The organism is Streptomyces stoeckheimensis (assembly GCF_045822005.1).
Classification (GTDB): Bacteria; Actinomycetota; Actinomycetes; order Streptomycetales; family Streptomycetaceae; genus Streptomyces; species Streptomyces stoeckheimensis.
Genome location: NZ_CP169550.1, coordinates 1,987,014 through 2,012,871, shown reverse-complemented (window position 1 = coordinate 2,012,871; position 25,858 = coordinate 1,987,014). Strand labels below are relative to the sequence as shown.

The 25,858-nt window shown below is 74.5% G+C and carries 20 protein-coding genes and 1 pseudogene; 9 read left to right on the top strand and 12 right to left on the bottom strand.

Going from position 1 to position 25,858, the window contains the following annotated elements:
- Window positions 1-8: 8 nt before the first annotated feature.
- The 3 genes from ACE1OC_RS09425 (at window position 9) to ACE1OC_RS09415 (ending at window position 1,882) form a co-directional block, all read left to right on the top strand.
- Entirely contained in the window at window positions 9-929 is a 921-nt protein-coding gene (locus tag ACE1OC_RS09425) for a LysR family transcriptional regulator (protein WP_407836629.1), read from the top strand.
- A gap of 128 nt (window positions 930-1,057) precedes the next feature.
- On the top strand, window positions 1,058-1,216 hold the full coding sequence (locus tag ACE1OC_RS09420) for a hypothetical protein (RefSeq protein ID WP_407836628.1): 159 nt from the start codon (window positions 1,058-1,060) through the stop codon (window positions 1,214-1,216).
- A gap of 12 nt (window positions 1,217-1,228) precedes the next feature.
- Entirely contained in the window at window positions 1,229-1,882 is a 654-nt protein-coding gene (locus ACE1OC_RS09415) for a disulfide bond formation protein B (protein WP_407836627.1), read from the top strand.
- 86 nt (window positions 1,883-1,968) lie between these two features.
- Here the strand turns inward: ACE1OC_RS09415 and ACE1OC_RS09410 are convergent, their stop codons facing one another.
- From ACE1OC_RS09410 to ACE1OC_RS09390, 5 genes are all read right to left on the bottom strand, one after another.
- Window positions 1,969-3,084, bottom strand: a complete 1,116-nt coding sequence (locus tag ACE1OC_RS09410) for a TDT family transporter (protein WP_407836626.1) — start codon at window positions 3,082-3,084, stop codon at window positions 1,969-1,971.
- 23 nt (window positions 3,085-3,107) lie between these two features.
- Window positions 3,108-5,321, bottom strand: a complete 2,214-nt coding sequence (locus ACE1OC_RS09405; protein ID WP_407836625.1) for a bifunctional polysaccharide deacetylase/glycosyltransferase family 2 protein — start codon at window positions 5,319-5,321, stop codon at window positions 3,108-3,110.
- A 67-nt stretch (window positions 5,322-5,388) separates the two neighbouring features.
- A complete protein-coding gene (locus ACE1OC_RS09400; RefSeq protein WP_407836624.1) occupies window positions 5,389-6,192 on the bottom strand; it encodes a hypothetical protein in 804 nt (267 codons plus the stop codon).
- A gap of 159 nt (window positions 6,193-6,351) precedes the next feature.
- On the bottom strand, window positions 6,352-7,263 hold the full coding sequence (locus ACE1OC_RS09395) for a hypothetical protein (RefSeq protein WP_407836623.1): 912 nt from the start codon (window positions 7,261-7,263) through the stop codon (window positions 6,352-6,354).
- Entirely contained in the window at window positions 7,260-8,108 is an 849-nt protein-coding gene (locus ACE1OC_RS09390; RefSeq protein ID WP_407836622.1) for an RNA polymerase sigma factor, read from the bottom strand. Before ACE1OC_RS09390 ends, ACE1OC_RS09395 begins: the two co-directional genes overlap by 4 nt.
- Window positions 8,109-8,390: 282 nt before the next feature.
- Between ACE1OC_RS09390 and ACE1OC_RS09385 the strand changes: the two genes are divergently transcribed.
- Window positions 8,391-9,437 carry a M4 family metallopeptidase gene (locus ACE1OC_RS09385; RefSeq protein ID WP_407836621.1) on the top strand — a complete coding sequence of 349 codons (1,047 nt, stop codon included), beginning with the start codon at window positions 8,391-8,393 and terminating at the stop codon, window positions 9,435-9,437.
- A gap of 52 nt (window positions 9,438-9,489) precedes the next feature.
- Here the strand turns inward: ACE1OC_RS09385 and ACE1OC_RS09380 are convergent, their stop codons facing one another.
- Window positions 9,490-10,524, bottom strand: coding sequence for a hypothetical protein (locus tag ACE1OC_RS09380; protein ID WP_407836620.1), 1,035 nt, complete (start codon window positions 10,522-10,524; stop codon window positions 9,490-9,492).
- Between the two features lie 207 nt (window positions 10,525-10,731).
- Between ACE1OC_RS09380 and ACE1OC_RS09375 the strand changes: the two genes are divergently transcribed.
- The 3 genes from ACE1OC_RS09375 to ACE1OC_RS09365 all read left to right on the top strand — a co-directional run bounded on the left by ACE1OC_RS09375 (window position 10,732) and on the right by ACE1OC_RS09365 (window position 14,204).
- Window positions 10,732-10,926: a hypothetical protein gene (locus ACE1OC_RS09375; RefSeq protein ID WP_407836619.1), complete on the top strand. Its 195-nt coding sequence runs from the start codon at window positions 10,732-10,734 to the stop codon at window positions 10,924-10,926.
- 64 nt (window positions 10,927-10,990) lie between these two features.
- Window positions 10,991-13,966, top strand: a complete 2,976-nt coding sequence (gene lanL / locus ACE1OC_RS09370) for a class IV lanthionine synthetase LanL (protein WP_407836618.1) — start codon at window positions 10,991-10,993, stop codon at window positions 13,964-13,966.
- Window positions 13,967-14,078: 112 nt separating this feature from the next.
- Window positions 14,079-14,204 (top strand): ALQxL family class IV lanthipeptide, encoded by a 126-nt coding sequence (locus tag ACE1OC_RS09365; protein ID WP_250744215.1) that lies wholly within the window; start codon window positions 14,079-14,081, stop codon window positions 14,202-14,204.
- A 118-nt stretch (window positions 14,205-14,322) separates the two neighbouring features.
- Here the strand turns inward: ACE1OC_RS09365 and ACE1OC_RS09360 are convergent, their stop codons facing one another.
- The 3 genes and pseudogenes from ACE1OC_RS09360 to ACE1OC_RS09350 all read right to left on the bottom strand — a co-directional run.
- Complete coding sequence (locus ACE1OC_RS09360; protein ID WP_407836617.1) at window positions 14,323-16,848, bottom strand: protein kinase domain-containing protein; 2,526 nt, start codon at window positions 16,846-16,848, stop codon at window positions 14,323-14,325.
- 102 nt (window positions 16,849-16,950) lie between these two features.
- Window positions 16,951-18,174, bottom strand: a complete 1,224-nt coding sequence (locus tag ACE1OC_RS09355; RefSeq protein WP_407836616.1) for an ABC transporter permease — start codon at window positions 18,172-18,174, stop codon at window positions 16,951-16,953.
- Window positions 18,171-18,515: pseudogene (locus ACE1OC_RS09350) on the bottom strand (ABC transporter ATP-binding protein); the annotation flags it as partial. The pseudogene ACE1OC_RS09350 and the gene ACE1OC_RS09355, both read right to left, overlap by 4 nt.
- A 31-nt stretch (window positions 18,516-18,546) precedes the next feature.
- Between ACE1OC_RS09350 and ACE1OC_RS09345 the strand changes: the two are divergent.
- On the top strand, window positions 18,547-18,903 hold the full coding sequence (locus ACE1OC_RS09345) for a sensor histidine kinase (RefSeq protein WP_407836615.1): 357 nt from the start codon (window positions 18,547-18,549) through the stop codon (window positions 18,901-18,903).
- Window positions 18,904-18,925: 22 nt separating this feature from the next.
- On the opposite strand, the gene ACE1OC_RS09340 is transcribed toward ACE1OC_RS09345, so the two are convergent.
- From ACE1OC_RS09340 to ACE1OC_RS09330, 3 genes are all read right to left on the bottom strand, one after another.
- Complete coding sequence (locus tag ACE1OC_RS09340) at window positions 18,926-20,182, bottom strand: NAD(P)/FAD-dependent oxidoreductase (RefSeq protein ID WP_407836614.1); 1,257 nt, start codon at window positions 20,180-20,182, stop codon at window positions 18,926-18,928.
- A gap of 202 nt (window positions 20,183-20,384) precedes the next feature.
- Window positions 20,385-23,582, bottom strand: coding sequence for a S8 family serine peptidase (locus tag ACE1OC_RS09335; protein ID WP_407836613.1), 3,198 nt, complete (start codon window positions 23,580-23,582; stop codon window positions 20,385-20,387).
- Window positions 23,579-24,703: a S8 family peptidase gene (locus ACE1OC_RS09330; protein ID WP_407836612.1), complete on the bottom strand. Its 1,125-nt coding sequence runs from the start codon at window positions 24,701-24,703 to the stop codon at window positions 23,579-23,581. The genes ACE1OC_RS09335 and ACE1OC_RS09330 overlap by 4 nt, the downstream gene beginning before the upstream one ends.
- A gap of 115 nt (window positions 24,704-24,818) precedes the next feature.
- On the opposite strand from ACE1OC_RS09330, the gene ACE1OC_RS09325 reads away from it, so the two are divergent.
- Window positions 24,819-25,790: a helix-turn-helix domain-containing protein gene (locus ACE1OC_RS09325; protein ID WP_407836611.1), complete on the top strand. Its 972-nt coding sequence runs from the start codon at window positions 24,819-24,821 to the stop codon at window positions 25,788-25,790.
- Window positions 25,791-25,858: the final 68 nt, after the last annotated feature.

Genomic DNA, 25,858 nt, shown 5'->3' with positions numbered 1-25,858 from the left:
ATGAATCTATGCCCATCTCCCCGCGCGTCCCCGACCTCCCCGCCCTCGACCTGCTGCTCAGCGTCATCGAGCTCGGCAGTCTGGGGCGGGCCGCCGAGGCGCACGGCATCAGCCAGCCCTCGGCCAGCTCCCGCATCCGCTACCTGGAGAAGCTCGTCGGCCTTCCCGTACTGGAACGCTCCTCGCTCGGCTCGAAGCCCACCCCGGCCGGGGCGCTGATCGCGGAGTGGGCCCGGACCGTGATCGACGCGGCGCACGAACTGGACGCCGGCATCGCCGCCCTGCGCGAACGGCGCAGCTCCCACCTGAAGGTCGCGGCCAGCCAGACGGTCGCCGAGTACCTGGTCCCCAAGTGGCTCATCGGACTGAGGGCGCAGCATCCCGCCACGAGCGTCGCCCTCGAATCGGGCAACTCCGCCGAGGTGGCCAGGACGGTCCTGGACGGCCGCGCCGAGCTGGGCTTCATCGAGAGCCCCCGCGCGCCCAAGGGGCTCGAAAGCCATGCCGTGGCGAGGGACCGGCTCCTCGTCGTGGTGGCGCCGACGCACCCCTGGGCACGGCGCACCGCCATCACCCTCGACGAACTCGCCGCCGCCTCGCTGATCCAGCGGGAGGCGGGATCGGGGACGCGCACCGCCTTCGAGCGCGCGATCACGGCCCACCTGCCCGACTGGAAGCCCTCCGCCCTGCTGGAACTGGCCTCCACCACCGCCATCAAGACCGCCGTGGCCGGCGGTGGCGGCCCGGCCGTCCTCAGCTCGCTCGCCGTCGCCGACGAACTCGCCGCCGGCACCCTGCGGTCCCCGACGGTCACCGGCCTCGAACTCGGCCGCTCGCTGCGCGCCGTCTGGCCCACCGGCCGGCGTCCGGCCGGCCCGGCCCGGGACCTGTACGCCCTCGCCCGGAGGCAGCTCGCCGCGGGCTCGTAGGTTCCCGCAGGTCATAGATTCCGAAGGTCATAGATTCGGTCTATGGATCCATCGATCCGCCGCCGCTACCGGGCCGGAACTCCCCGCCGGAGGATGAACGCGTAAGCCTCCGATGAAGCAGGGACACCATGTACACCATCCTCTTCCTCCTGATCTCCGTATGCGTCCTGGCGGTCCTCCGTGACTGGCCGGGCAGGAACCGGCTCCTGCTGTGGGCGGGAACCCTGAGCGTGACGCTCCTCGCGTTCCTCCCCCACCTCGACCACGCATTCAACCTGAGCTTCTGAGGAGGAGCAGGAATGTCCACCAACGCCACCACCAGCGCATCCCCCGCCGCCCCCGCCGCAGGGACCCGCCCCGCCGGGCTCTCGCACCGCCTCGGCCTCTGGTTCGCCCATGCCTACGTCCTCGGCATGTGCGCCACCATCGGCGGCGCCTACGTCTTCCAGTTCGGGCTGTGGGAGTACCCCTGCCCCATGTGCCTCCTGCAGCGGATGTTCATGCTGCTCAGCGCCCTCGGGCCCGCCATGATCATCGCCCGCTCCCGCAAGGGGGCCGTGACCACCGGGGAGTTCGCCTCCGGCTGGGGCATCGCCATCGTCTCGGCCCTCGTCGGCGGGACCGTCTCCGGCGCCCAGGTGCTGATGCACATCGCCCCCGGGGACCCCGGCTACGCCGGCGCTCTCTTCGGCCTGCACTTGTACACCTGGGCCGCCATCACCTTCTTCCTGGCCGCCCTCGCCGCCGGGGTCACCCTCGTCCTGGCCGATCGGGCCGCACCCCTGGACGCCGCGGCCGGCTCGCCCGCCCTCCGCCGCGCCGCCGCCCTCACCCTGGCCGTCCTGGCCCTCTTCGCCGTCAGCAACTTCGTGGCCTGCTTCTTCCTGCAGGGCTTCCACTGGCAGATGCCCGGAGACCCCACCGGCTACCGGTTCTTCACCGACCTCTTCTGATCCCCCCCGCCCATGCCGATTCCCCGGCCGGCCACCTGGCCCGGCACGGGGAATCGGCATGGGCGGAGCCCGCGGGCCCGGATCCGCTACGAGGCCGGGGCGAGGGTTCCCGCGAGGAGTCCGCGCAGCGTCTGGATCCCGGCCGTGAGCCAGGCCAGCACGAGGAACACGTACAGCCCGCCCGCGAGCCAGGCGCACGCGGTCAGCCCGGTGTGCCGGGCGAGCCCCTCCGCGCCGGTCACGCAGGTGCCGACGGGGAAGGTGAGGGCCCACCAGGTCATCGAGAACCCCATGCCCCGGCGCCGGGCCCGCAGGACCACCGCGCCCGCCAGCGCGAACCACAGCAGGGCGAACCCCATCGTCGGCACCCCGTAGAGCACCGCGAGCATCCGGAAGCCCTCGGCGTAGGGGGCCTGGAGCACCTGCGGTGCGACATCGGCGAAATTGTTCGCCGCCGTCGTGGACTGCCCCAGCGGGCCGAGCACCAGGAAGAGCGTGGGCGTCAGGGCGAGCGGCAGCCGAGGGCCCGCCAGCAGGCGCGCGAAGACGATGGGCAGCAGGCACAGCGTCGCCAGCAGGCTCATGCCGAACATCGCGTAGCAGCCGAGCAGGAGGGCCTGCTGCCACTGGCCGGCCGGCAGGTGCGGGACCAGCAGGGGGCCGAGCGCGGCGGCGACCATGGGCGCGACCACGGGCAGGATCCAGACGGGTGAGGCGCTGCCGGGCTTCAGCTCGTGCCGCAGCGCCATCAGATAGGGGATGGCGGCGGCCACCAGCAGCCCGACGGCCGTGCCGGCCGTGTACAGCACCGCGTCCACGGCGACGGCCGCGCCCGGGCCGATCCAGTCCTTCCCGACCAGCAGCGTGCCCGCTCCCACGGCCAGGAGGGCCATGGAGAGGCAGCCGTAGAACGGCGCCACGGTCGGATCGAGCAGATGGGCGCGCGCCTGGTCGCCGTGGCGGGCCCAATGGACCGTCCGGGTGATGAGCAGCACCGCCAGCATCACCGCGGACAGGGCCCAGACCACCGTGCAGGCCGTACGCAGGCCCGGGAACTGCCAGGGGAGGGCCACGCCGGCATTGGCCACGATGGCCGTGCCCATCACGCTCGCGTACCAGTTCGGGCCGAGCTGCCGCACGCGCGAGCCCGGGGGGCCGGTCACGGTGGGGAGCGCGGAGCTGGTCCGGGAGGGTGCGGTCATGTGTCAACGGTGACCCGCCGTGGTCACCGCGACCAGTCGGCGTCCTGGCGGCCGGGGCTGTGGGGTGCCGGAGGGGCGACGGGGGTCTGGTGACCTACGGGGGCCTGGTGACCGGCGGGGACCTGGAGGCTTCCGTAGCGTTCCATGCGCTGCCAGCGCAGGCGCGATCCCGCGATGGCGGTGAACACGGACTGGATGACGACCAGGTACATCAACTGGCGGTAGACGAACTGTTGGAGCGGCAGGCTCCAGAGCGGGCCGGGGTGCTCCTTGTCGAGGCGGAAGGCGTAGAGGCCCATCAGCAGCTGGAGCAGCAGGAAGGCGCTCCACAGGCCCAGGATCCGCAGGGGGTCGAGGAAGATCAGACCGAAGACCGCGGTGACGTCGACCACGGGGGCGAGCAGGGGCAGCAACACCTGGAACATCAGGAGGTACAGCAGCCCCCGGCGGCCGAGCTTTCCGGCCTGGCCCCGCTGGGTGAGGGCGCCGCGGTGCTTCCACATGGCCTGGAGGGTCCCGTAACACCAGCGGTAGCGCTGCTTCCAGAGGGCGCCGAGGGTGGCCGGGGCCTCGGTCCAGGCCTTGGCCCGCTCCTCGTAAACCACGCGCCAGCCGTCCCGGCACAGGGCCATGGTGAGGTCGGTGTCCTCGGCGAGGGTGGTGTCGCTGACACCGCCCACGCGCAGGAGGGCCTCGCGGCGGAAGGCCCCCACCGCACCCGGCACGGTGGGCATGCATTCGGCGAGGTCGAAGAGGCGGCGGTCGAGGTTGAAGCCGACGACGTACTCGATGTGCTGCCAGCGGCCCAGCAGGCCGCCGCGGTTGACGACCTTGGCATTGCCCGAGACGGCGCCGACGCGGCGGTGGGCGAACGGCTGGACGATCATGCGGACGGCGTCCGGTTCGAAGACGGTGTCGCCGTCGACCATGACGAGCAGGTTGCAGGAGGCCGCGGCGATACCGGTGTTGAGGGCGGCGGGCTTCCCCGCGTTGCGCTGGCGGATGACGCGTACGCCCGGCAGCCGGAGGGACTCGACGATGTCGGCGGTGCCGTCGGTGGACCCGTCGTCGACCACGATGATCTCCACCGGATGGTCCGAGGCCAGCAGGGACCGGACGGCCGCTTCGATGCCCGCGCTCTCGTTGTAGGCGGGGACGATGATGCTGACCGGTTCGGTGACGGGGGCTCCCCACGGCACCCGGCGCTTGCGCACGTGGCGGCGGGCCGCGGTGAAGACGGCCACGGCGCGCAGCACGCTGATGGCGCCCGCCGCCCAGAGCAGCCAGGACAGTGCGCTCAGGACCCAGTCGCTGGCCCGCAGGGCGTAGATGAGGGAGGTCCCCTGCCAGACGTCCACGGTCGCGGCCCCGTGCGTGGCCGCGGGAAGACCGGTCGCCTCGGTGACGGTGGTGAGCTCGAAACCCGAGGCCTTCAGCCGGGGAACGAGGCGCTCCAGGGCCGCGACGGTCTGCGAGCGGTCGCCGCCCGCGTCGTGCAGGAGCAGGATCTGCCCCTCGTTGTCCGCGGGCAGGGAGTGGGCCACGATCTGATCGACCCCGGGGCGCCGCCAGTCCTGACTGTCCTGGGTGCTGAGGACGGTGAGGTACCCCTCGGTGCCGGCCTGGACGACGGAGTCCCAGGCGCTGTCGTCGAGCGCCCCGCCGGTCGAGGAATAGGGCGGGCGCAGCAGGGGGGTGGTGACTCCGGTGGCACCGGCGATGACCAGCTGGCTCTCGCGCAGCTCCAGGGAACGGCGCCAGGGCGAGGCCGCCCCGAGGTCGGTGTGGGTGAAGGTGTGGACGCCGATCTGGTGGCCTTCCTCGACGATCCGGCGCGCCAGTTCGGGGTGGGCGGCGACCTGCGCGCCCACGGTGAAGAAGGTGGCGCGGACCCCGTTGCGCCGCAGGACGTCCAGGATCTGCGGGGTCCACCGGGGATCCGGACCGTCGTCGAAGGTCAGGGCGATGGTGCGCGGCTTGACGGTCGCGGTCCGCCCCACGGACCCCTCGATCACCGGGCCGCCCGTCCGGATCTGCTCCGGGACGGTGTCCGCCGGACCCGGATCGCGGTGGGCTCCGTCGGCGGTGGTGTCGAACATGTGCGTGGCGTAGCCCTGGAGCAGCAGGGCCGCCGAGAGGGTCAGGACCAGGGTGGTCAGCAGCAGCCAGTGGGTGCGCAGGGGGACGTTGCGCACGGTGCTGTGCCGGCCGCGGGGGAGGCGGCGGTTCTTCGACAAGGGGAGGTGCTTCCTGCCTGTGCTGGTGCCTGTGTTGGTGCTTGAGCGGGTGGGCGGGGAGAACGGGTCACGGGTGCGTGGTGGGTTTGCCGCTCTGGCCGGGCGCGGACGTGGACTTGCCGCGGTTGGTCTGGCCGGGGGCCGGTGTGGTCCCGGGCCCCGTGGTGGGGGCCGGCTGTACGGGGGGCGCGACGGTGGCGCCGGGCGTGGTCCTCGGAGTGGCGCCGCGGTCGGGGCCCGCGGCGGACGGGGCCGCCGGCGGCTGGGCGGTACCGCTCACGGCGGCGACGCCGGTGCGCTTCGGGGCGGCGGTGGACCCGGGGGCCGGGGAGGCGGCCGGCGCCTTGCTCGGCGCGGCGTCCGGGGCCGCCTGCGAGGGGTGGGGGAGCGGCAGGAGCGGGGAGGAGAGCGTGGGCCCGCCGAAGAGGGAGCTCAGCAGGAGCACGATGTAGCCGGCGGCCGGAACGACGAGCAGCCACCCCAGACGCCGAACGCGGCGCTGACGCCTGCCGGAGGAGTCGACGAAGACGGGACTCGGGTCGGGGGCGGGGGCGGAGGCGGGGGTGGGGGTGGGAGGGGTGGCGGAGGCGGGTGGGCGGGCGCGCCCGGAAGCGGGCGTGCGTGCCGGCGCGGCTGGGGGGTCGGAGAGGGGTGCGGGGGCGGGCCAGGGTGTGGCGGGGGTTTCGGCGGAGGGCGCGTGCCACGGTGTGGCGGGGGCTTCGGAGAACGGTGCGTGCCAGGGCGTGCCGGGGGTTTCGGCGGAGGGTGCGTGCCACGGTGTGGCGGGGGTTTCGGCGGAGGGTGCGTGCCAGGGCGTGGCCGGGGTTTCGGGGAAGGGGGCGTCCGTGGGCCAGGGCGTGGCAGGGGGCACGGGCGCGTATGCGGCGTGGGGATACGGTTCCGGTTCTGCCGTGGAACCCGGTGGTCGGTGCATCGGTGGACAGCCTCTACTGGTGGTGGACGGGACCCGGACGGGGGTACGGGCACGGGGGGACGGCCCGTACTCCGCCGGACCGGGTCCCGTCCGGGGTCAGGGGTTGGCCCCCGGCGGATGCCCGGGGGGAGCGCTCCGGCCGGGCGAGGACGGGCCGGGGCTCGGGTGTCCCGGCGGACGGGTGCCGGGCCCGTGCTGTCCGGCGCTCGGACCCGGGGTGACTGGACGCCGGCTCGGTTCGTGTTTGCCGGGATGCGAGGGGGTGGCCGCGTGCGGGTTCCGCGTCGGGGAAGCGGTCGGTGCGGCGGCGGCCGGCGGGGAGTCGGTCGGTTCCTGCCCGCCGTCCCCGACGGGGCGGCAGTAACCCGGAACGGCGGAGCGGCCTCCCGCCGCGGCGACCAGCGGGGCGAACCGCTGCTCGGCCAGGACCTCCTCGGGACGCGGACCCGGGGCGCGGGCGAAGGCCCGGCACAGGTCGGCCAGGTCGGCGGGTACCGCTGCGGACGAGCGGCCGGATGCTCCGGGGGACGGCGCGTCCGCGGCCCGGGTACCGGGTGTGGGGGAGGCGGCCGGGCGCTCGCGCTCGGGGGCGCCGCCCAGGACGGTGGGGAGGTTGCCCGTGCCGGCCGCGACGGCCACGCCACCGAGGGCGGCCGCCAGCGCGGCGGCCGCGACCTTCGCGCCGAGGAGCGTCGCCGGGGTGAGCAGCGACCGCTTCCGCGGCGTCGGGGCGGGGGCGGCGGCCGCGGATGCGGTTGCGGGGGCGAGGCGAGCGGCCCGGAACACGGCCAGGGCCTCCTGCTCGCCCGACAGTTCGTTCTTCCCCGCCGGAGCGGCAGCGGCTGCGAGCAGCCCCGCGAGGGCCTCGTGGCCGCCCGGGGTGCCGGACAACTCCGCCAACTCGGGAATAACGGACGCGTCGTGCGTGCCCGACGCCCGCGACCGGGCGCCGGCGAGCAACTGCTCGGCCGTGGCGTGGTCGATCCGGCGGGATCGGTGGGTGCTCATGTCGTGCCCTTCAGCGTCGGAGCCGTCGTCGGTGTCACTCCTGGGGCAGAAGTTTTTTCGGGCCATCCCGAACCACCCGTCGCGCCGGGTACGCCCCCACCTCCCCCGGCCCCTGCGGTCCCTGCCAGGCCCGCGCCTCCCGCGCCTCCCGCGATGCCCGCGATGCCCGCGATGCCCGCGGTGCCCGCGGTGCCCGAGGCCCCGGCGGTTCCCGCCGCACCCGCCGAGCCCGCGTCCGGCGCGGGCCCCGCACCCGCCGAGCCCGCGTCCGGCGCGGGCCCCGCACCCGCCGAGCCCGCGTCCCGCGCGGGCCCCGCGCCCTGCTGGTCGAGGAGTTTGGCGAGCTTGCGCAGCCCGCGGTGTGATGCCATCCGTACCGCCCCGGCCCGTTTGCCCAGCACCCGTGCGGCGCTGTCCGCGTCCAGGTCCATGACCACCCGCAGGAGCACGGCCTCCGCCTGGTCGCGGGGCAGGAGGGAGATCAGTGCGAGCGCCGCACCCGTCCCCATCGTGGCCAGCGCGGCCCCCTCGGTGTCCTCCTGCGCCGCCCGGTCGTGCAGGTACTCGACCGGTACGCTCACGGCCGGCCGACGGCGGCGGCGCCGCAGCAGGTCCATGGCCCGGTTCCGGCCGATCGTCGACGCCCAGCCCCGGAAACCGTCGAAGTCGCCTCTGAACGAGCCCAGATCCCGGGATATCTGGAGCCAGGTCTCGGAGGCCACGTCCTCCGCGTCCTCGCCGACCAGGACGGTCAGGTAGCGCAGGAGTACGGGCTGCACCGCGCGGAACAGTGCCTGGAAGGCCGCCTCGTCCCCCTGCTGCGCCGCCCGGACGGCGTCCGTCATGTCTCCCGAGGGGCCCTGGGTTCCCGCGGCTCCCCGGATGTCCGGGGCCTCCCGGGTTCCGGGTATACCCGCTTCGCTGTCGGCTCCGCCGAACTCCTCCGCACTGTGCACGCGGGACATCATGCGCCACCCGGGCCCGACCGCTCACCCCGGCCGGAGGGGCGGCGGATCGGTTGCTTCGCTCCGGGGCTGGTCAAACGCGGCGACGTTGAGCAAGGATCGCGTCCGCACCTCGCCACGCACGATCTTCCGGCGCCACACGTCCACCACAGGAGGATGTCCATGCCCCGCCGTACCTCCCGCGGCCGCACCGCTGCAGTGATCGCGTCCCTGACCCTGCTCGGCCTCGCCGTGCCGGCCTCGGCCGACGCCTCGCAGTCCGCGTCCGGGCTGCCCCAGGGCCGCGTCTTCATGGTCAATCCCGTCCAGTCCACCGGTGATCAGACGCTCGTCGACGCCAAGGATTCGGCCGGCGCCGTGCCCGACTCCGCCTACGCCTCGGTCGCGCTGCGCAACCTCGACGGCAGCGGGGGCCTTTCCGGCCGGTGGGCGTACATCCGGTCGGAGACCGGCGCGCCCGCGGCCGTCGCGGACGCCGGCCGGTACGACCGCGCCGACGACCGGTTCGAGCAGGTCATGGCCTACTTCTGGGTCAACGAGGCGCAGGAGTACCTGCAAGGACTCGGCTTCGGCAGCGAACTGCCCGGAGCCAACGACCGCGCCCAGCCGGTCCGCATCAACCAGTGGGGCGCCGACAACTCCTTCTTCACCGACAAGAAGGCCGAGATCCGCTTCGGCAAGGGCGGCGTCGACGACGCCGAGGACGCGGAGGTCATCGTCCACGAGTACGGGCACGCGGTGCACAACGCGCAGGTCCCCGGCTTCGGCAGCTCCCCGGAGTCCGGGGCGATAGGCGAGGCCTTCGGCGACTACCTTGCCGTCTCGGTCGGCGAGCACGCCGCCGCCGTCCGCGGCTGGCCGCGCGGGACGGACCCGGCGTGCGTGGCCGACTGGGACTCGGTCGGCTACAGCGCGGCCCCGCACTGCCTGCGCCGCATCGACGGCACCAAGGTCTACGCGGACCGCACCGGCGAGGTGCACGCGGACGGCGAGATCTGGTCCCGTGCCCTCCTCGACATCCGCAGGGCCCTGGGCGCGAGGACGGCCGACCGCATCATCGTCAACGCGCAGTTCGGCTTCGCCCCCGACACCAGCTTCCGCGACGCGGCGCTCACCACGATCGCCACCGCTCGGAGCATGTACGGGACGGGCGCCGCGGACGCCGTCCGGACGGCCTTCAGGGACCGGCAGATCCCCGGTATCGCCTAGCCGGCAGCCCCCGGCCCCGGCCAGGCCCCGGCCGGGCCGGGGCCTGGCCGGGCTATTCCTCCCCGGTGAGTCCGGCGCGTTCGGCGAGGGCGCCGCCCTGGAAGCGGCTCTCGGCGCCGAGTTCCTCCAGCAGTTCGGCGATGTGGCGGCGGCAGGTGCGCAGGGACATGCCCATCCGCCGGGCGATCACCTCGTCCTTGGCCCCCTCGGCCAACAGCCCGACCAGGGCCCGGCGCAGGCTCGCTCCGACCTCCTTGTACGCGGCCCCGCTGCCACCGCGGAACGGGGTCGCACCGGACCAGTGCTGGTCGAAGACCCGGCACAGGTACGCCACCACGTCCGGGTTGCGCACCAGTACGGCGCCTTCGCCCGGGCCGCCGTCGGTCCGCCGGGGCAGGAAGGCCACGGAGCGGTCGAACACCACGGCCCGGTCCGGCAGTTCGGCGGCCGTGCGGTACTCGGCGCCGGCCTCCGTGAGGGTCTCCACGTACCCCTGGGTGGAGAGGCTGGCCCGCGCCGAATGCTGGTAGAGGGTGCGCATCCGCACCCCGCGGCGCAGCATCGCGAGGTCCCGCTCGATGGCGTCCCCGAGCCGGTGCGCGGCCCGTCCGCCGCCCGGCTGGATGCTGAACACCTCCTCGCGGCAGCGCGCCGACTCCTCGGTGAGCAGCGCCGATGCGGCCGCGAGGTCCGGCAGTACGTCCACGCCCTGCCGGCGGTCGCGTTCGCGCCGGGCGGCGCGGTAGTGCGGCATGAGGGAGCGCAGGTCCTCGCGCACGGAGTGGGCGTGTGCCGCGGCCTGTGCGACCTGGGCCTCCAGTGGGCCGACCGCCTCCGCCGCGGCCGCGTCCGGGCTGACCGGGATCAGTTCCCCGGGGCTGCCGGGCGCGGGGCGCAGCAGCCGGAGCAGCAGCAGCGTGCGGCAGGCCTCCTCGGCCTCCTCGGGGGTCAGGCCGAGGGCTGCGGGTACCTCGGGCGCCCCGGGCGTCCGCCTCTTGATGCTCCCCTGCGACAGCGCGTGCTCGAACACGGCGACAGCCCGGGCGTCCAGCCTCGGCAGCTCGATGGATTTGGTCTGGATGGTCATGATTTCCCCCGCAATGCGGCCCTGCTACTTCCGTGCCATGCAGGCTATTGCCAGCGCTCGGGCCTGGACCAAGCGGGCATGCCGGTATGAACTTCTGTCATCGGCCGGGCCGCATCCCGGCGGGCCGATATGCCGGCATACGGCGCGAACCGCCCGACGCGGGCGCTCGCCGCCCGGTCCACGACCTCCCCATCCAGGAGCCACGCCATGTCCCGAACCCTGCCCCGTCTCCTCCTCGTCGCGGCCCTGCTAGCCGGCGGCCCGCTCGCCGTGCAGCAGGAGGCGGGCCCGGGAGCGGCCGACGGGCACCACCGGGGAACGGGGGGCGCGGCGAGCGCGGTCCTCGCCGCGGAACCCCTCGACACGAGCTGGGGCGACGACTACGTCCGGCCCGTCCTCTAGGGCCTGTCGTCAAACTCCCGTCTGCCCTGTGAAGGGCCAACAGCGAAGTGCGAGGTCGTCGAGCGTGTCACCACTGCCCCAGACTCCGGCCCCGACCCTCACCGGGCCGCGGCGCACCCGCGCGGAGGGCCCAGCGGACCTGGCGCTGCTGCCCGACCTGGTACGTGCCGTCCTCATGAGGCATGCGGCCGGGGCGGTGGGGGACGGATCGGTGGGGGACTGGGCCGTGGAGCCGGGTGAGTTCTGGTGCCACGTACGGCCCCCGGGCGTCGCCCGCCGCACTCAGGGGTGGAAGCTCCACGTCTCGGCCACCCCGCTCTCGGCCCCCCTGGTCCTCGCCCGCGCCGCCGAGGTGCTGACCGGCCACCGCGCGCCGTTCAAGTTCGCCGGGAGCCCCGCGCGGGTCGCCGCCCTCGTCTCGGGGCGCTTCGCCCGCGGCGGAGCCGGCAAGTTCCTCACGGTCTACCCGGCCGACGACGAGCAATTCAGACTGCTCGCAGCGGAGTTGCACAAGGTCACCGTGGGGCTGCCCGGTCCCGCGGTGCTCTCCGATCGCCGCTATCTGCCGGACAGTCAGGTCTACTACCGCTACGGGGTGTTCGCCGCGACTCCGGAGCTCACCCCCGACGGGGCCTACGCCGCCCGGCTGACCGACCCCGCGGGCCGGCCGGTTCCGGACGAGCGCAACGCCTGGTACAGCCCGCCGTCCTGGGCGGGGGATCCGTTCCCGGACCGCCCGGCCGCCCCGGCCCGCAGCACGGCCACCGCGAAGCCCGTGCTGCTGCACGAGCGCTACCTCGTGCGCGGCGCGATCCAGCACTCCAACAAAGGCGGCGTCTTCCGGGCGGAGGACACCGTCACCGGAGCCCGGGTGGTCGTCAAGCAGGCCCGCCCCCATGTCGGCGCCGGCCTCGAAGGTCTGGACGTACGGGACTTGCTGCGCCGGGAGGCGGCCCTGCTGGAACGCTTCCGGCTGCGGTTCCCCGACCGGGTCCCGCGCCTCGTCGAGGTGTTCGAGCAACAGGGCAGCGCCTTCCTGGTCGCCGAGTCGGTGCCCGGCGCCACCCTGCGCCGGACCGTCGCCGAACGGCTGATCAGGGAGGGCGCCGCCTGCCCCGACGAGCAGGCCGCGGGCTCCCTGGTCCGGCAGCTGCTCGACCTGGTCGCCGCCGCCCACGAACTCGGCCTCACCCTGCACGACTTCAACCCCAACAACGTCATGGTCACCCCCGACGGGCAACTCCGCCTGATCGACCTGGAGATGGCAGCCGCGGAGGGTGAACGCTGGGTGCTCGGCGCCACCCCCGGCTACACCGCGCCCGAACTGCACGCCGCCGATCCGGTGGCCCCCGCGTTCGGTCCCGCCGTGGACCTCTACGCCCTCGGCGCCACCGTCCTGCATGCCCTGACCGGCGCCGATCCGCTCTTCGCGGCGGACCGGCCCGCGGCGGAGGCCCGCCCGGACGAGGAGCGACTGTCCGGGCTCCTGGAGCTGCTGGGCCGGGACCAGCCGCTCGTACGACGGTTCGGGCCGCTGGTCCGCGGCCTGATGCGCGACGCACCCGAGGACCGCTGGACGCTGGAGCGGGCCCGGGAGGATCTCGCGGGCAGCCCGACACCGGAGACGGACGCGGAGACGGAGACGACACTCGGGGCGCCTGCCGTACGGAGCGCGCCCGCAGCGCCCGCAGCACCCGCGGACCTCCGGGCACGGCTACTGCACGACGGGATCGCCCACCTGCTGGCCACCATGCGCCCGGCCGACCCCGACCGGCTCTGGGCCGCGGACTCCGTCGGCGCGACCTGCGATCCGGTGGCCCTCCAGCACGGCTCCGCGGGCCCCTTGGGCGTGCTCGCCCGGGCCCTGCGGCACGCGGACGACCTCGCGGCCGGCTCGGGCTCCGGCTCCGGCGCCCCCCGCGGGAGCTCCCAGGGCTCCCCGTACGAACCCCCGGTCACCCGGGAATCCCTGCGCGCGGGGCTGCGTACGGCCGCGCTCTGGACGGCGGACCGGCAGGAGGCGCTCCCCGGCCACCTGCCCGGACTCCACTTCGGCCGGTCGGGCACCGCCTGGGCCCTGCTCGACGCGGCCCGGGCGCTGGAGGACGCGGCGCTCACCGAACGCGCCGTGGCCCTGGCCCTGGCGCTGCCCGTCGAGTGGCCCAACCCCGATGTCTGCCACGGCGCGGCCGGAGCCGGCCTGACCCAGCTGCACTTCTGGCGCACCACGGGCGACCCGCGGTTCCTCGACCGGGCCGCGCGGGCCGCCGAAGGCCTGCTGGCAGCGGCCCGGCGTACGCCCGAAGGCGTCTTCTGGCCGGTGCCCGAGGACTTCGACTCCGGTCTGGCCGGCGCCTGGCACTACGGGTTCGCGCACGGGGTCGCCGGCGTCGGCACCTTCCTGCTCCTCGCCTGGGAGGCGACGGGCGACGAACGGCTGCGCGCCGCGGCAGTGGAGGCGGGCGCCACCCTCGCCGGGGCCGCCCGCCGCGGACCGGCGGGCACCCTGTGGCCGGTGGACCGGGCCCGGCACCTGTCGGACTCCCCGGAACTGGCCCGGCACTGGTGCAGCGGCTCCTCCGGCGCGGGCACCTTCCTGGTCCGCCTCCGGGCGGCCGGCGGAGCCCGGGACACGGGCTGGGCCGACCTGCCGGACGTGCCCGGCCCCGACGTGCCCGGACCACCCGGCCTGCCCGACCTCGCCGAGCTGGTGGAGGGCGCGGCCGCCGCGGTCCGGGCGGGCCGGGTCACCGACACGGCCGCCACCTGCCACGGGCTCGCGGGCAACGCCGAGTTCCTGCTCGACGCCGCCGAGCTGACCGGCGACGTACGCCACCGGGCGGGAGCCGAGCTGCTGGTCGAGCACATGGCGGCCCAGGCGGTACTGCGTGACGGCCGGCTGCTGGTGCCCGACGAGAACCGCAAGACGGTGCTGGCGGAGTACGCCACCGGCCTGGCCGGGAGCCTCTCGCTGCTGCTGCGCCTGCGGTACGGCGGCCCGCGCGCCTGGCTGCCGGAGGGCGGATCCGCCCACCCCTGAGTGTCCGGTGGCCGACGGCCACCGGCTGCCGGGCCCGCACGGGTCCGGCGTTCCACCCGCAGTTCCCGCTGCAGTTCTCTCTGCAGTTCCATCCGCACAGAAGGAGACCGCCATGGCGGAGTTCGACATCGACGCCCTCCAGGTCCTGCCCGAGGACCTCCGTACCGAGGACGCCCGCGGCGAGGAGCACGCCGCCGCGCTGATCACGGCCTGCCGCTGGCACACGAGCGGCTGCTGATCGCCCGCTGAACCGGCGGCGGCGACCCCCTTCGCCGCCCTGGGAGGGGACCGGACCTCTGCACCGGCCCCTCCCTCGCCGGTCGGCACCTGCCGGGGCAGGCTCTCGCGAACAGGCCCTAGACCGGCGAGGGTTCGACGGAGGACCACCCCTTGGCGGTCGGGGTGAAGACGATCCCGCCCACCACCAGGAAGCCGAACGCGTCGTCGGCCCCGGGGCGGACGCCGCCGGGGACGGTGAACCGGCCGGTCTGCTTGCGGGTGACCAGGTCGATGACCACGCCCGAGGTCCGGCAGCGTACGTACGCGAGTCCGTCGGTCACCACCACCGCGTTCGAGGCTTCCGGGCGCTCCGGGTCGGTGCACTCCTGCGCCAGTGGAATCCGCCACACGGCGCCGCCGGACTCCTGGTTGAGCTCCATGAACCCCGGCTCGCCGCCCGCCGCGGTCGCCATCAGGTACACCTTGTCCCCGGCCACGGCCGGTCCGGACAGCGTGGTGCCGGCGTAGGGGAGGTCCGCGCTCCGCCGGCGCGCCGGCTCACCGCGCAGCACACCCGCCCCGTTCTCCTTGTTGCACAGGAAGACGGTCGCCTCGCTCTCGTCCCGGCCCAGTGTCAGTCCGCGCGTCTCGCAGATCCCGGGCATCGTGAAGCGGGTGCCGTCCTGGGGGGTCCCGAACGGCAGCTTCTTCCCCGTGGCCCCGTCGAGGGCGGTCACGAAGCTCTCGAACCTCATGTCGGCGTTCTGGACCCGCCCCTCCACGTACACGCGGTCCCCGTCGACGCGCAGCGCCGGATAGCCGTCGGCCGACCCGGACGGCCCGAACGCCGCCTGCGTCCACAGGACCTTCCCGTACCGGGTCTCCAGCGCGGTGACCGTGCCGGACATGGAGACGGCGAACACCCGGCTGCCGTCCGCGTCCAGCACCGGGCGCCGCAGCATCTCCTTGGTGGGGAACTTCCACCGGGGGGTGCCGTCGCCGAGGTCCAGCGCGGTGAACCCGTTTCTGTCCAGCGCGATCACCGTGTGGGTTCCGGCGGTCGCTCCCGGGGCCACCATCGGGGCCTTCCCGTCCACGATGCCTTCCAGCAGTTGCCCCCACAGCAGTTCGCCGGTCGCCGCGTCGAACCGGCTGAGAGCCGAGGCCTTGCCGGGGCGGGGCGCGGTGCACAACAGAGAGGATTCCGCGTACGCGCAGGACCCCATGTCGTCGCCGCCGTTCCAGGCGCGCCACCCGGCGGGGCGCCGGGCGGGCGAGTCCGCGTAGGCACGGCTGCCGCCGGGGCTGCCGCCCTCGGTGGCCACGTACGGGGCGAGGGTTCCGTGGGGCGTCGGCGTGGAGGGGGCCCGCGTGGTGGGGGTGCCGGAGGGCCCCGCGGAGGTCTCGGGGGCCTTGGCGTTGTTCCGCGAACCGTCGGCCGGCGGGGAGAACCGCAGGTAGAGCCCGCCGCCGGTCAGCAGCGAAGCCACGAGCGCCGCCGCGAGGAGAGCGCGCCTGCGGGGCCTGCGCGGCCGCCGGGGCCGCCCGGCCGCCACGTCTCCGGCGGGGCCGGTGGGCGGCCCGGACTGCCGGGTGAGCGGCCCGTCGGTGTCCTCGGATCCGTCCCCGGACACGGCGGGCGATTCGGGGCCGCCGGTGCCGGTGCCGGTGCCGGTGCCGGTGCCGGAGTCGGAGCCGTGGGAGTCGCCGGAGTCGTCGGCACCGGCCCCGGGCTCCGCTCCGTCGCCCCGGTCGCCTTCGTCGTCGGCCCGCGAGCCGGTCCAGGTTCCGGCCCCGAGCGGCTTACGGGCCTCCGCGCCGGGGCTGCCGTCCTCGCGGAGCGGGCTCTCCCAGTCGGCCGCCGGGATCTGCGCGAGCACGGCCAGCAGCTCGTCCGGTCCCGGCCGGGCGGCCGCCTCCTTGGCCAGGCACGCCCCGACCACGGCCCGTAGCGAATCGGCCAGACCCTCGATGTCCGGCGCGTCCGACACCACGCGGTAGGCCGTCATGTAGTGCGACTCGGAGTGGAAGGGCCCCCGCCCGGTCGCGGCGAACACCAGCACCGATCCCAGCGAGAACACGTCCGAGGAGGGCCGCACCCGCGCCGGGGCCGACAGCTGCTCCGGCGACATGTACGGCGGAGTCCCCAGGATCTGCCCGGTCGAGGTCAGCGTCTGCTGCCCCGCCGCCCGCGAGATCCCGAAGTCGATCACCCGCGGCCCGTCGTCCGTCAGCATGACGTTGTCCGGTTTCAGATCGCGGTGGATCACCCCGGTGGTGTGCAGTTCGCGCAGCGCCTCCACCAGTCCGAGCGCGAGCACGCGCAGCGCGCTCCCGCGCAGCGGCCCGTCCGCCTTCACCCGGGCGCCCAAGGTCCGGCCAGGCACCAGTTGCGTGGCCATCCAGGGCCGCTCGGCGTCCGGGTCGGCGTCCACCACCGCGGCGGTGAAGGCCCCGCTCACCCGCCGGGCGGCCGCCACCTCCTGCCGGAACCGGGTCCGGAACTCCGGGTCGTCGGCGAACTGCTGGTGCACCAGTTTCACCGCGACGAGCCGCCCCGAAGCGGCCCGCCCCGAATACACCGTCCCCATCCCGCCGGAACCCAGCCGGGCGATCAGGACATACCCGCCGATCGCCCGCGGATCCCCGTCCCGCAGTGTCATGTCCCGCCCCACCCCACCGAGTACAACCGTCGGCGGCACCCTATCCCGGACCTGCGCACTTGTACCGCGAAGGCACTCCCGGCCCGCCCGGATCCGCAGGCGTCACGCCGAACGCAGGGCGTCCGTGGGGGAGGCGCGGGCGGCCCGCAGCGCGGGGTAGAGCCCGGCGAGCGCGGCCACCACCACCGAGACCGTGGGGCCGGCGACCAGGGTGTAGAGCGGGATGACCGCCGGCCAGCCCTGGACCAGCGCGTAGCCGTACACGGTCAGGCTGCCCAGGAGCGGTCCGCCCGCGCCGCCGATGAACCCCATCAGCACGGCCTCCAGCAGGAACTGCGCCGAGATCTGGCCGCCCCGGGCACCCAGCGCGCGGCGCAGCCCGATCTCGCCGCGGCGTTCCCTCACGCCGACGACCACGGTGTTGGCGATCCCGACGCCGCCCACCAGCAACGCCACGCCGGCCAGGACGAGTACGAGCGCGGTGAGGCTGTTCTCCGTCTCGGTGCGGGCCAGCAGGAGATCGGAGGGCCGGCTCACCGCGACCATGGTCGGGCTGCCGGGGTTCGCGCTGGCCGCGGCCACCGCCTGGACCTGCGGCACGCGTTCGGAGTACGACCGCAGGTAGACGGTCGCGGCGCTGCCGTCGGCCCCCAGGTGGGCGACCGCCTGGGGCCAGCCGACCAGGGCCGCCGTGCCCAGCTCGGGCGCGAGCTCGTTCGGGGCGAGGATGCCGAGCACCTGGTACCACTGTCCGCCCAGCCACACCCGCTCGCCCGGTCCGGTGACGGCGAGGCGCTGGGCGGCCTGGCCGCCGAGCACGGTCACCGGGAGGTTCTCGCTCGCGGCGTCCAGCCACTGCCCGCTGTGCAGTTCGGCCCGCAGCACCTCCAGCAGGTTGAGGCGCGCGGCCAGCACGGTGAGGCTCCCCGTCTGCTGCGCCGGTACCAGGTCGTTGCGGTACACCTGGGCCCCGGTGGCCCCGGTGGCCGTGGTCAGCTGGACGGGCGCGATGGCGGAGAGCATCTTCTCCGCGGTGAGCGGGAGCGGTACCGGCTGCTGGTCGGGCCCCTTGCCGGGGGCCACGGTGATCAGGTTGGAGCCGAGCTGGTCCAGCCGTGCCAGCAGGTGCTGCTGGTTGGAGTTCGAGATGCCGGTGACCGCGACCACGGCGGCGATGCCCAGCGAGATGCCCAGCGCGGACAGGGCGGTACGCAGCTTGCGCGTCCGCGGCCCGATCATGCCCAGGCGCAGCAGGTCCATGGGGCGCAGCCGACTGCGCGGCGGCCGCGTACGGGTATGCGTACGGGTTCGGGTACGGGTCCTCATGGGTGGGCTCCAGCGGGCTCCGGGAGACGTTCGTCGAACTCGATCCGGCCGTCCTGGATGCCGACCCGCCGGGGGAACGAAGCGGCCAGCGCACGGTCGTGGGTGATGACCACCACCGTGGTGCCGTTCGCGTTCAGGGTGCTCAGCAGCTCGACCACGGCGGCGCCGGACACGCTGTCCAGTGCTCCGGTGGGCTCGTCGGCGAGCAGCAGCGCCGGTCGTCCGATCAGTGCGCGGGCGATCGCCACGCGCTGCTTCTCGCCGCCCGAGAGCTGGTCGGGCCGGTGGTCCAGCCGGTGCCCGAGGCCCACGGCGCGCAGCGCCTCGACGGCCCGCGCGCGCCAGGTCACGCTCGACGCGGCGGACGCGCCGGTGGACGGGGACCCCGCGCTGCTCCGGCAGGTCGCACTCAACCTGCTGGCCAACGCGGTGCGCCACAACCATCCCGGCGGGACCGCCGTGATCGCGACCGGCACGGTGGGCGACCGGATGTTCCTGGAGGTCTCCAACACCGGCGACGTCGTGCCGCCCGAGGAGGTGCCCGCCCTGTTCGCGCCGTTTCACCAGGGCCGGGAGCGGGGCAGCGGCTTCGGGCTCGGGCTCGCCGTGGTCCGGGCGATCAGCGAGACGCACCACGGCGAGATCGTGGCCACGCCCCGTGCGGGCGGCGGGCTCACGGTCCGCGTCCTGCTGCCCGGCCGCGACGGGGCCGCGGCCGGGGCGGGTTGACCTCGGCCGGTACGGGTCGACCTCAGTCCTCGTCCGCCCAGCGGTGTCTGATGTTGATGAGCGAGGCCTTGGCCAGGATCACGGGATTCAGGAAGCGCACCGGGCCGATCAGCCGGGACGCGAACAGGTGCATGTGCCGCGCCATGGCCGCGTCGCGCGCCGCCGCCGCGAACACCAGCTCCTCCCCGCCGTTGAACGGACGGGACTTGGCGAAGTCGATCGCCAGCGTCTGGTGACCGCTCAGTTTGCGCTGGTGCTTGCGCGCGTACCGCTTGAGCGATCTGCCGAGGTCCCCCCGGCCGGCCGCGGCCGGGGCGACCGCCTCCGCCAGCCATCGCGCGGACTCCAGGGCCCACCCGCATCCCACTCCCCACAGGGGGTCGCCGGTCAGGGCGGCGTCGCCGATCAGCGCGAGGCCCGGTGCGGTGGGCTTGCGCATGTGGAGCGGGTAGTCGACCGTCCCGATGATCTTCGAGACGCGCTCGGCGGAGTCGATCGCCGGCGCCTCGGGCAGGGCGCGGACGAAGGCGGCGAAGCTGCCCTCCAGGTCCTCGCGGAACTCCGGCAGCCGCTTCTTGTCCGGGAGCACCGCGAGGACGGTCACCCCGTCGTCGTTCGGGAACGCGTAGGCCATGTCGGGCTCGAGGAACCAGGTGTGACCGATGCCGTCGCGGAGCGGCAGGTTGCGGAAGTGGGCAAGGTAGCCGAAGCGGTTGTTCTGATGCGTCCAGGTGCGCATCCCGGCGTGCTTGGCCACGGCCGAGTCCTTGCCGTCGGCGCCGACCACCAGCCGGGCCCGGATCTCGCGCTCGCCCTGCGGCGTCGACGCGCGCACCCCAACGGTCCGTCCGCCTTCCCGGACCACTCCGCTGACCTGGTGGCCGAGGAGCAGATCGACGCCCGGGGTCTGCGCGGCACGGGACCTGATCAACGGGTCGAGGGTGCTGCGCCGGACGTTGTACGCGTACGGCAACTCGGGTCCGCCCGGAGCCGGTTTCGGCTCGATCCAGCCCCAACGGGTGTACCAGCGCGCCGTGTTGTGCACGGCTCCGGCCTTCTCCAGGGCGGGTACGAGGCCGAGCTCGTCCAGGACCGGATAGGCGTTGGCCGTGATGGAGTGGGTGCACAGCACCTTGTACGCCTCGGGGTCCGAGCGGCGTTCCAGCAGGGCGACGCGGACACCGCGCCGGGCGAGCAGGATCGCCGCGGCACTGCCGGCGAGGCCGGCTCCGCTGATGACGACGTCGTAGTCGTGTTCCGCGCTCTCAGGCCTGGGCATGCGCTGATCGCCCCCTTCGGGGTGTGGTGCCGCTGACGGGAGTGGGAGTGGTGCAAGCCCCACTGGTGTCATGCCCATGAAGACTTGTCAAGATCGCGCCGACCCCGGAAGCGGGCCGGTGCGGTCGCCTCGTCGTACGGCGGCCGCACCGGCCCGGAGCGTCAGGGCCCGGATCGTCGCCCGGACCGCGAGGGCCCCGGCCTCAGTCGTCCAACTCCAGGCGGTGGACGCCACCCTGGTCGACGCCGGCGAAGAGGTACCGGCCGTCGGGCGAGGCCGCCAGGGACAGGACGTCCTTGTTCGGCATCGAGCGGGAGATGTTCTGCCAGGTCAGCCCGCCGTCGGTGGAGCGCAGTACGCCGCGCCCGCCGGTGGGGGTGAAGTCCGTCCAGCGGGTGTTGGTGCCCGCGTAGAGGGTGTTGCCGACCCGGAGGAGGCTGGAGACGCTGATCCGCAGGGCGCCGGTGTCGGCCTTGGTGAAGGTCGTGCCGCCGTCCTTGCTGACCCGGATCGCCTGACCGCCCGTGACCATGGCGCCCGCCGTGAACTGGACGGCGTGCACCTCGGCTTCGGACACCTGGTGCATCGTGGCCCCGAAGTCGTCCGAGTAGGACAGGCCCCACGAGCCGCCGGCCCAGATCCGCCCGGGCTTGCCGGGGTCGGCCACGAGGGTGTCGTAGTACCGGCCCTGGTCGTAGGTCTTCCAGTGGGCGCCGCCGTCGGTGGTGGTGTAAAGGCCCGCCGAGCTGGAGCTCTTGTACGAGATCACCATCCGGTCCGGGTTCGCGGGGTCGACCAGGAACGCGGTTCCGTTCGCCTCGCGGGTGGCGACGTCCGACCAGGTCCGGCCGGCGTCCGTGGTCTTCTGCAGCACCACGTCGTAGAGGTGATTGACCAGCTGCCAGCCGGACTTCGGGTCTGCCGCGGACGGCTGGAACCCGACGACATGGGTACCGGTCGTGCCCTCGCGCTCCGCCGCACCCCACTCGGGGCTCGCCGCGGGCACCGTGGTGCGGTAGGTGCCGACCGAGGTGCCGGCGAGGAGCTGGTCGCCGAAGGCCGCCAGCGCCGGAACGGACTCGCCCTGGACGCCGATCCGGCGGTAGCCGCCGTCCCGGGTGGAGCGGAAGAGACCGGCCGCGCCGGAGCCGATCGTGTGGGAACCGTCGGCCCAGCGGTCGTAGTCGTAGACCACCGAACCCGGCACGGGCTGCGCGGACGTGGCCCACGTACGGCCGCCGTCGCGGCTCAGCGCGCCGGTGCCGCTCAGGTCGTCCTGGTAGATGTCGCCGCCGGAGACGTCGACCAGGCCGCTGAAGGTGCGGCTGGTCTTCTCGACGCTGCGGCCGCCGTCACGGCTCACGTACAGGCCCGAGTTCTGGCCCTGCACCTTGATGGCGAGCAGCGCGCCGTCGGCGTCGAAGCCGCCGACGAGCTGCACGCGCGGTGTGGCCTGGAAGACCTTCCGCGCGGGTTCGGGGGAGCCGGTGACGAAGTCGCGGATCACCCAGATCGCCTGGCCGGCCCAGAGGTACAGGTCGTCGCCGCCGATCACGCTCTTGGCGACGTAGCCGGTGATCCCCGTGAGGTCCACCGGCGTCCAGGTGGCGCCCCGGTCCCGGCTGACGAACCGCTCGCCGGTGTAGTCGGACGCGGCGAGCAGGACGCGGGTGCGGGCATCGGCGCTCAGCTGGGTGATCGGGGCCGGCGGACCGGCCGTCCGCTCCCAGCTGCGGCCGCTGTCCTCGGTGCGCATCAGCACGCCGCCCTCCGGGAACGCCGACGGGTGGGCGCTGACCACGGCCTCCCACCAGCGCTTCGGATCCCGGGAATCGATGACCAGGGAGGGCTCGGTCAGCGCGTTGCTGACCGGGGTGTGGCCGCGCTGCTGCCAGCTCTTGCCGCCGTCGGTGGTGAGCCAGGCGCCCGGGCGGGTGCCCAGGGTCATCACGGCCTGGTCCGGGGCGCCCGGCGCCAGTTGGGTGGTGCCCACGGCGCTGTTCGGGCCGACGGCCTTCCAGTTCTTCGCCTTGGGCGCCGTGAGGGTCACCTCGACGGCGCCCGTGCCGTACTGGCGCACCGCGGTGGAGGTGGTCGCGCGGGCGGTCATCGTGTGGACGCCCGATCCGAGACCGGTGAAATCGGCCCGGTAGTAGAACGGGTCCGAGGTGGGCGCCGTCGCCTTGGTGTAGGCCTTGCCCTTGGGCGGGGTGACCGTCAGCACCGGCGGTGCGGCGAGCGGCGTCGGGCTGTACACGTACACGGTGGTGGAGCCGTCGTTGGACGGGTCCTCGGCCGGGTCGACGTACAGCGGGATCGCCGCCATCAGGTACGGAACGGTGAGCGCCCGGCCCTTCTCGGGGGTGACGGTGACGCGGCCGCTCAGGTAGTTGGTGGCGTAGTCCGTGACGTCGGGCCGGTCGCGCGCGACGGTCAGCGTGACCTTCGCGGTGCCGCCCGCCGGAATGACGACGTGGTCCGGGGTGACGGTCGCGGGGCCGGTGACGGTCACCTTGCCGCCGACCGGCGCGCTGCCGGTGTTGTGGAGGGTGACCTCCCGGCTGCCGGTGACCTTCGGCTGGTCCATGTGCGCCAGGCCGAAGGAGACGGTCGCGGGGGAGGCGTACAGCCCGGCCCGCGCCGCGGCGGCGGTGTCGAGCCGGCCGCTGCCCTGCGCCTGCGGTTCGGGCCCGTCGAGCGGCTTCGCGGAACCGATCACCTCGGCGCGCAGCCGGTCCGCGGGGCGGTCCGGGTGCAGCTGGCGCAGCAGCGCCGCCGAGCCCGCGGCGAGCGGCGAGGCCATCGAGGTGCCGGACATCCGCCGGTAGCCCGTGGGCTCCACGGCCTTGGGCACGGTGGAGAGGATCTCGACGCCGGGGGCGACGATCTCGGGCTTGAGGCCGAGCCGTTCGGAGTCCGGGCCGCGGGAGGAGAACGAGGCCATCTCGTCGGTGGAGTCGCGGCCGCCGAGCACCAGCTCGCCGCCGGACTCGGCCAGCGCGGCGAGCCGCTGCCCCGTCTCGTGGTCCACGCCGGTCACGACGAGCCGGTCCAGGCGCAGGGAGTCGCCGGACTCCGCGGGCGTGGCACCGAACAGGACCTCGCTCCGGGCGGCGGCCCCGCTGCGGGCGGGCGCCTGCTCGCGCTGCGGCCGGAGCGGGTTCGTACGGCTCTTGCCGCCGAACACGACCGGGCCGCCGCCTCCGCCGCCGACACCGCCCACCAGGGCGGCGGCGCCGCGCCGTTCGGCCTCGCGCCAGGTTTCGAGCTCCTCGGGCCACACGTCGTACGGGTTCACGGCCGGCGGGATCGCGTACAGCACGACCTTGCCGCTCACGTCGCCCGCCTTCGCCCAGTCCTCCGCGGTGCCCATGCCGATGCCGACCACCCCGGCGGTCACCTCCCCGGCCGGCGGGTTGGCGGAGCCGGCGGGTTGGCGGAGCGTCCGCCGCGGTAGCTCTGCAGGGTCTCGCCCGACGCCTTGAGCACGGGCAGCCGTATCCCGCTGGTGGAGGCGCCGACGGCGATGACACCGGGAGCGGCGGCCGGGGAGCCGACGGTCCAGTAGCCGGGACCGGAGTTGCCGGCCGCGGCGAAGACCAGGACGCCGGCGTCGACGGCCGCGGACGCGGCCCGGGACAGCGGGTCGCTCGCGGTGCCCGCGCCGTTGCCGAGGCTCATGTTGATGATGTCGGCGCGGTGCGGATTGGCCGGGTCGACCGCCGCCTCGATGGCCGCGATGATGCCGGAGTCGTCGCCGCTGCCGTTCGCGCCGAGCACCCTGTACGCCAGCAGTTCGGCGTCCGGCGCGGCGCCGGTGACGCCCCCGGCCGCGGCCGGCTTGCCCGCGACGATGCCCGCGACATGGGTGCCGTGGCCGTTGTCGTCCATCGGGTCGGCATCGTTGTCAACGAAGTCCCAGCCGCCGACGACCTTGTGGCCCTCACCGAAGCCGCCGCCCAGATCGGGGTGGCCGTAGTCGACCCCGGTGTCGATCACGGCGACGGTGACGCCCTTGCCGGTGACCTTGACGCCGCCGGGGTCCTCCTGGGCCCACAGGGCCGGGTTGCCCACGACCCCGTTCGCGTCGGCGTCCAGGGCGCGCGAGGTGCCGGCGGCGCTGACGGCCTTCACCCCCGGCAGCTTGCGCAGCTTCGCCGGGTCGCCGGCGCCGACGGTCATGGCCACGGCGTTGAGCAGCAGGGTGTGCCGGCGTACGGACGTGGCGGTGACGCCGGCGCCCTTCGCCTCCGCCAGGAACGCGTCGTGCCTGCCGGTCAGGTTCTTGCGCGCCGCCGTCACCTCGGCCGCCCTCGCGTCCTTCGCGGCCTCGGATTCCTTGGCGCTCCGCTCGCCCGTGGCGTGCCGCGCGGAGCCGGACGCGGCCTCCAGCGCCGCGGCGCCCTCGAACTCGACGATGACCCGTTGCGTGCCGTGGCCCGCGGACTCGGGGGCGGCGACGGCGGGCGGGACCGAGACGAGCAGTCCGCCGAGCACCGCGGCCACCAGGCCCGTATGCACAGTTCTTCGGTGTGAGTGACCCATAGGCGGTACCTAATGCGGCCCGGTCCGGATAGGGCAACGATTCCCCGTGGCCCATTGCTGCCGCTGGCACAGGTGGGCCAGGATGGCCCGCATGTCCCAGGAGCTGGAGGCCGTCGGCATCGACGCCTTCGACGAACAGGTCTACCGCGCGCTGCTCGCCCGGCAGGCGGCCGCGCCCGGCGAGCTGGCGGGCGAACTCGCCGTGGGCTCCGAGCGGGTGGCGCGCGCCCTCGACCGGATGCACGACCGCGGGCTGGTCGGGCGGCTCTCCGGCCCCCGGCGGCGCTACGCGGCCATCGACCCGCAGCACGCGGTGGAGGCGCTGATCCAGGAGCGCACGGTGGCACTGGGCCGCGTACGGTCGGCCGCCGGCGAGCTCGCCGGACTCTTCGAGGCGGCCCGGCGAGGCGACGCCAAGGAGGTCGAGATCGTCTCCGGCCGGGAGGCGCTGGGCCGTTGGTTCGTACGTCTCCAACAGGAGGCGAAGCAGCAGGTCCGTACCCTGGACCGGCCGCCCTACGCACTGACCACCGCCAACCCGGTGGAGGAGACGGCGATGCGCGGCGGGCTGACGTACCGCGCGGTGTACGCCCCGGAGGCGCTGGAGTGGCCGGGGGTGCTGGACGACATCCGGCGGCTGGTGGCCCAGGGGGAGCAGGCGCGGGTCCTGCCGGGCCTGCGGATCAAACCGGCCATCGCGGACGACGCACTCGCGCTGATGCCCCTGTCGCTGGACCTGACGGACGTGCGCGCGGCGGTGATCCGCCCGTCCTCACTGCTGGACGCGCTGACGGACTACTGGAGACTGTGCTGGACCCTGGCGACCCCGCTGCTCGCGCCACCGGAACCGACGGGACCCGGCGAGGACTCCGCGGAACCCGGTGAAGAGGACCGGCTGCTCCTCGCCCTGCTGGTCAGCGGGTTGAAGGACGAGGCGATAGCGCGCCAGCTGGGCTGGTCGGTGCGGACCATGCGACGCCGGATGAGCCGCCTGCACGACCAACTGGGCGCGGCGAACCGCTTCCAGGCGGGAGTCATCGCGGCCAGGCGGGGCTGGATCTGACCGCATCAGGGCGGTGGTCGCGGAGGAGGCCCGGGCGGGCGGAAACACGGTGGTGGCGCCGGGAACGT

Coding starts and splice junctions, on each gene's coding strand:
- ACE1OC_RS09395 (WP_407836623.1), bottom strand. CDS start 7,263: ATGAGCACCCACCGATCCCGCCGGATCGACCACGCCACGGCCGAGCAG.
- ACE1OC_RS09355 (WP_407836616.1), bottom strand. CDS start 18,174: ATGAGGACCCGTACCCGAACCCGTACGCATACCCGTACGCGGCCGCCG.
- ACE1OC_RS09365 (WP_250744215.1), top strand. CDS start 14,079: ATGGCGGAGTTCGACATCGACGCCCTCCAGGTCCTGCCCGAGGACCTC.
- ACE1OC_RS09390 (WP_407836622.1), bottom strand. CDS start 8,108: ATGACGGACGCCGTCCGGGCGGCGCAGCAGGGGGACGAGGCGGCCTTC.
- ACE1OC_RS09425 (WP_407836629.1), top strand. CDS start 9: ATGCCCATCTCCCCGCGCGTCCCCGACCTCCCCGCCCTCGACCTGCTG.
- ACE1OC_RS09325 (WP_407836611.1), top strand. CDS start 24,819: ATGTCCCAGGAGCTGGAGGCCGTCGGCATCGACGCCTTCGACGAACAG.
- ACE1OC_RS09340 (WP_407836614.1), bottom strand. CDS start 20,182: ATGCCCAGGCCTGAGAGCGCGGAACACGACTACGACGTCGTCATCAGC.
- ACE1OC_RS09385 (WP_407836621.1), top strand. CDS start 8,391: ATGCCCCGCCGTACCTCCCGCGGCCGCACCGCTGCAGTGATCGCGTCC.
- ACE1OC_RS09375 (WP_407836619.1), top strand. CDS start 10,732: ATGTCCCGAACCCTGCCCCGTCTCCTCCTCGTCGCGGCCCTGCTAGCC.
- ACE1OC_RS09380 (WP_407836620.1), bottom strand. CDS start 10,524: ATGACCATCCAGACCAAATCCATCGAGCTGCCGAGGCTGGACGCCCGG.
- ACE1OC_RS09360 (WP_407836617.1), bottom strand. CDS start 16,848: ATGACACTGCGGGACGGGGATCCGCGGGCGATCGGCGGGTATGTCCTG.
- ACE1OC_RS09410 (WP_407836626.1), bottom strand. CDS start 3,084: ATGACCGCACCCTCCCGGACCAGCTCCGCGCTCCCCACCGTGACCGGC.
- ACE1OC_RS09415 (WP_407836627.1), top strand. CDS start 1,229: ATGTCCACCAACGCCACCACCAGCGCATCCCCCGCCGCCCCCGCCGCA.
- ACE1OC_RS09420 (WP_407836628.1), top strand. CDS start 1,058: ATGTACACCATCCTCTTCCTCCTGATCTCCGTATGCGTCCTGGCGGTC.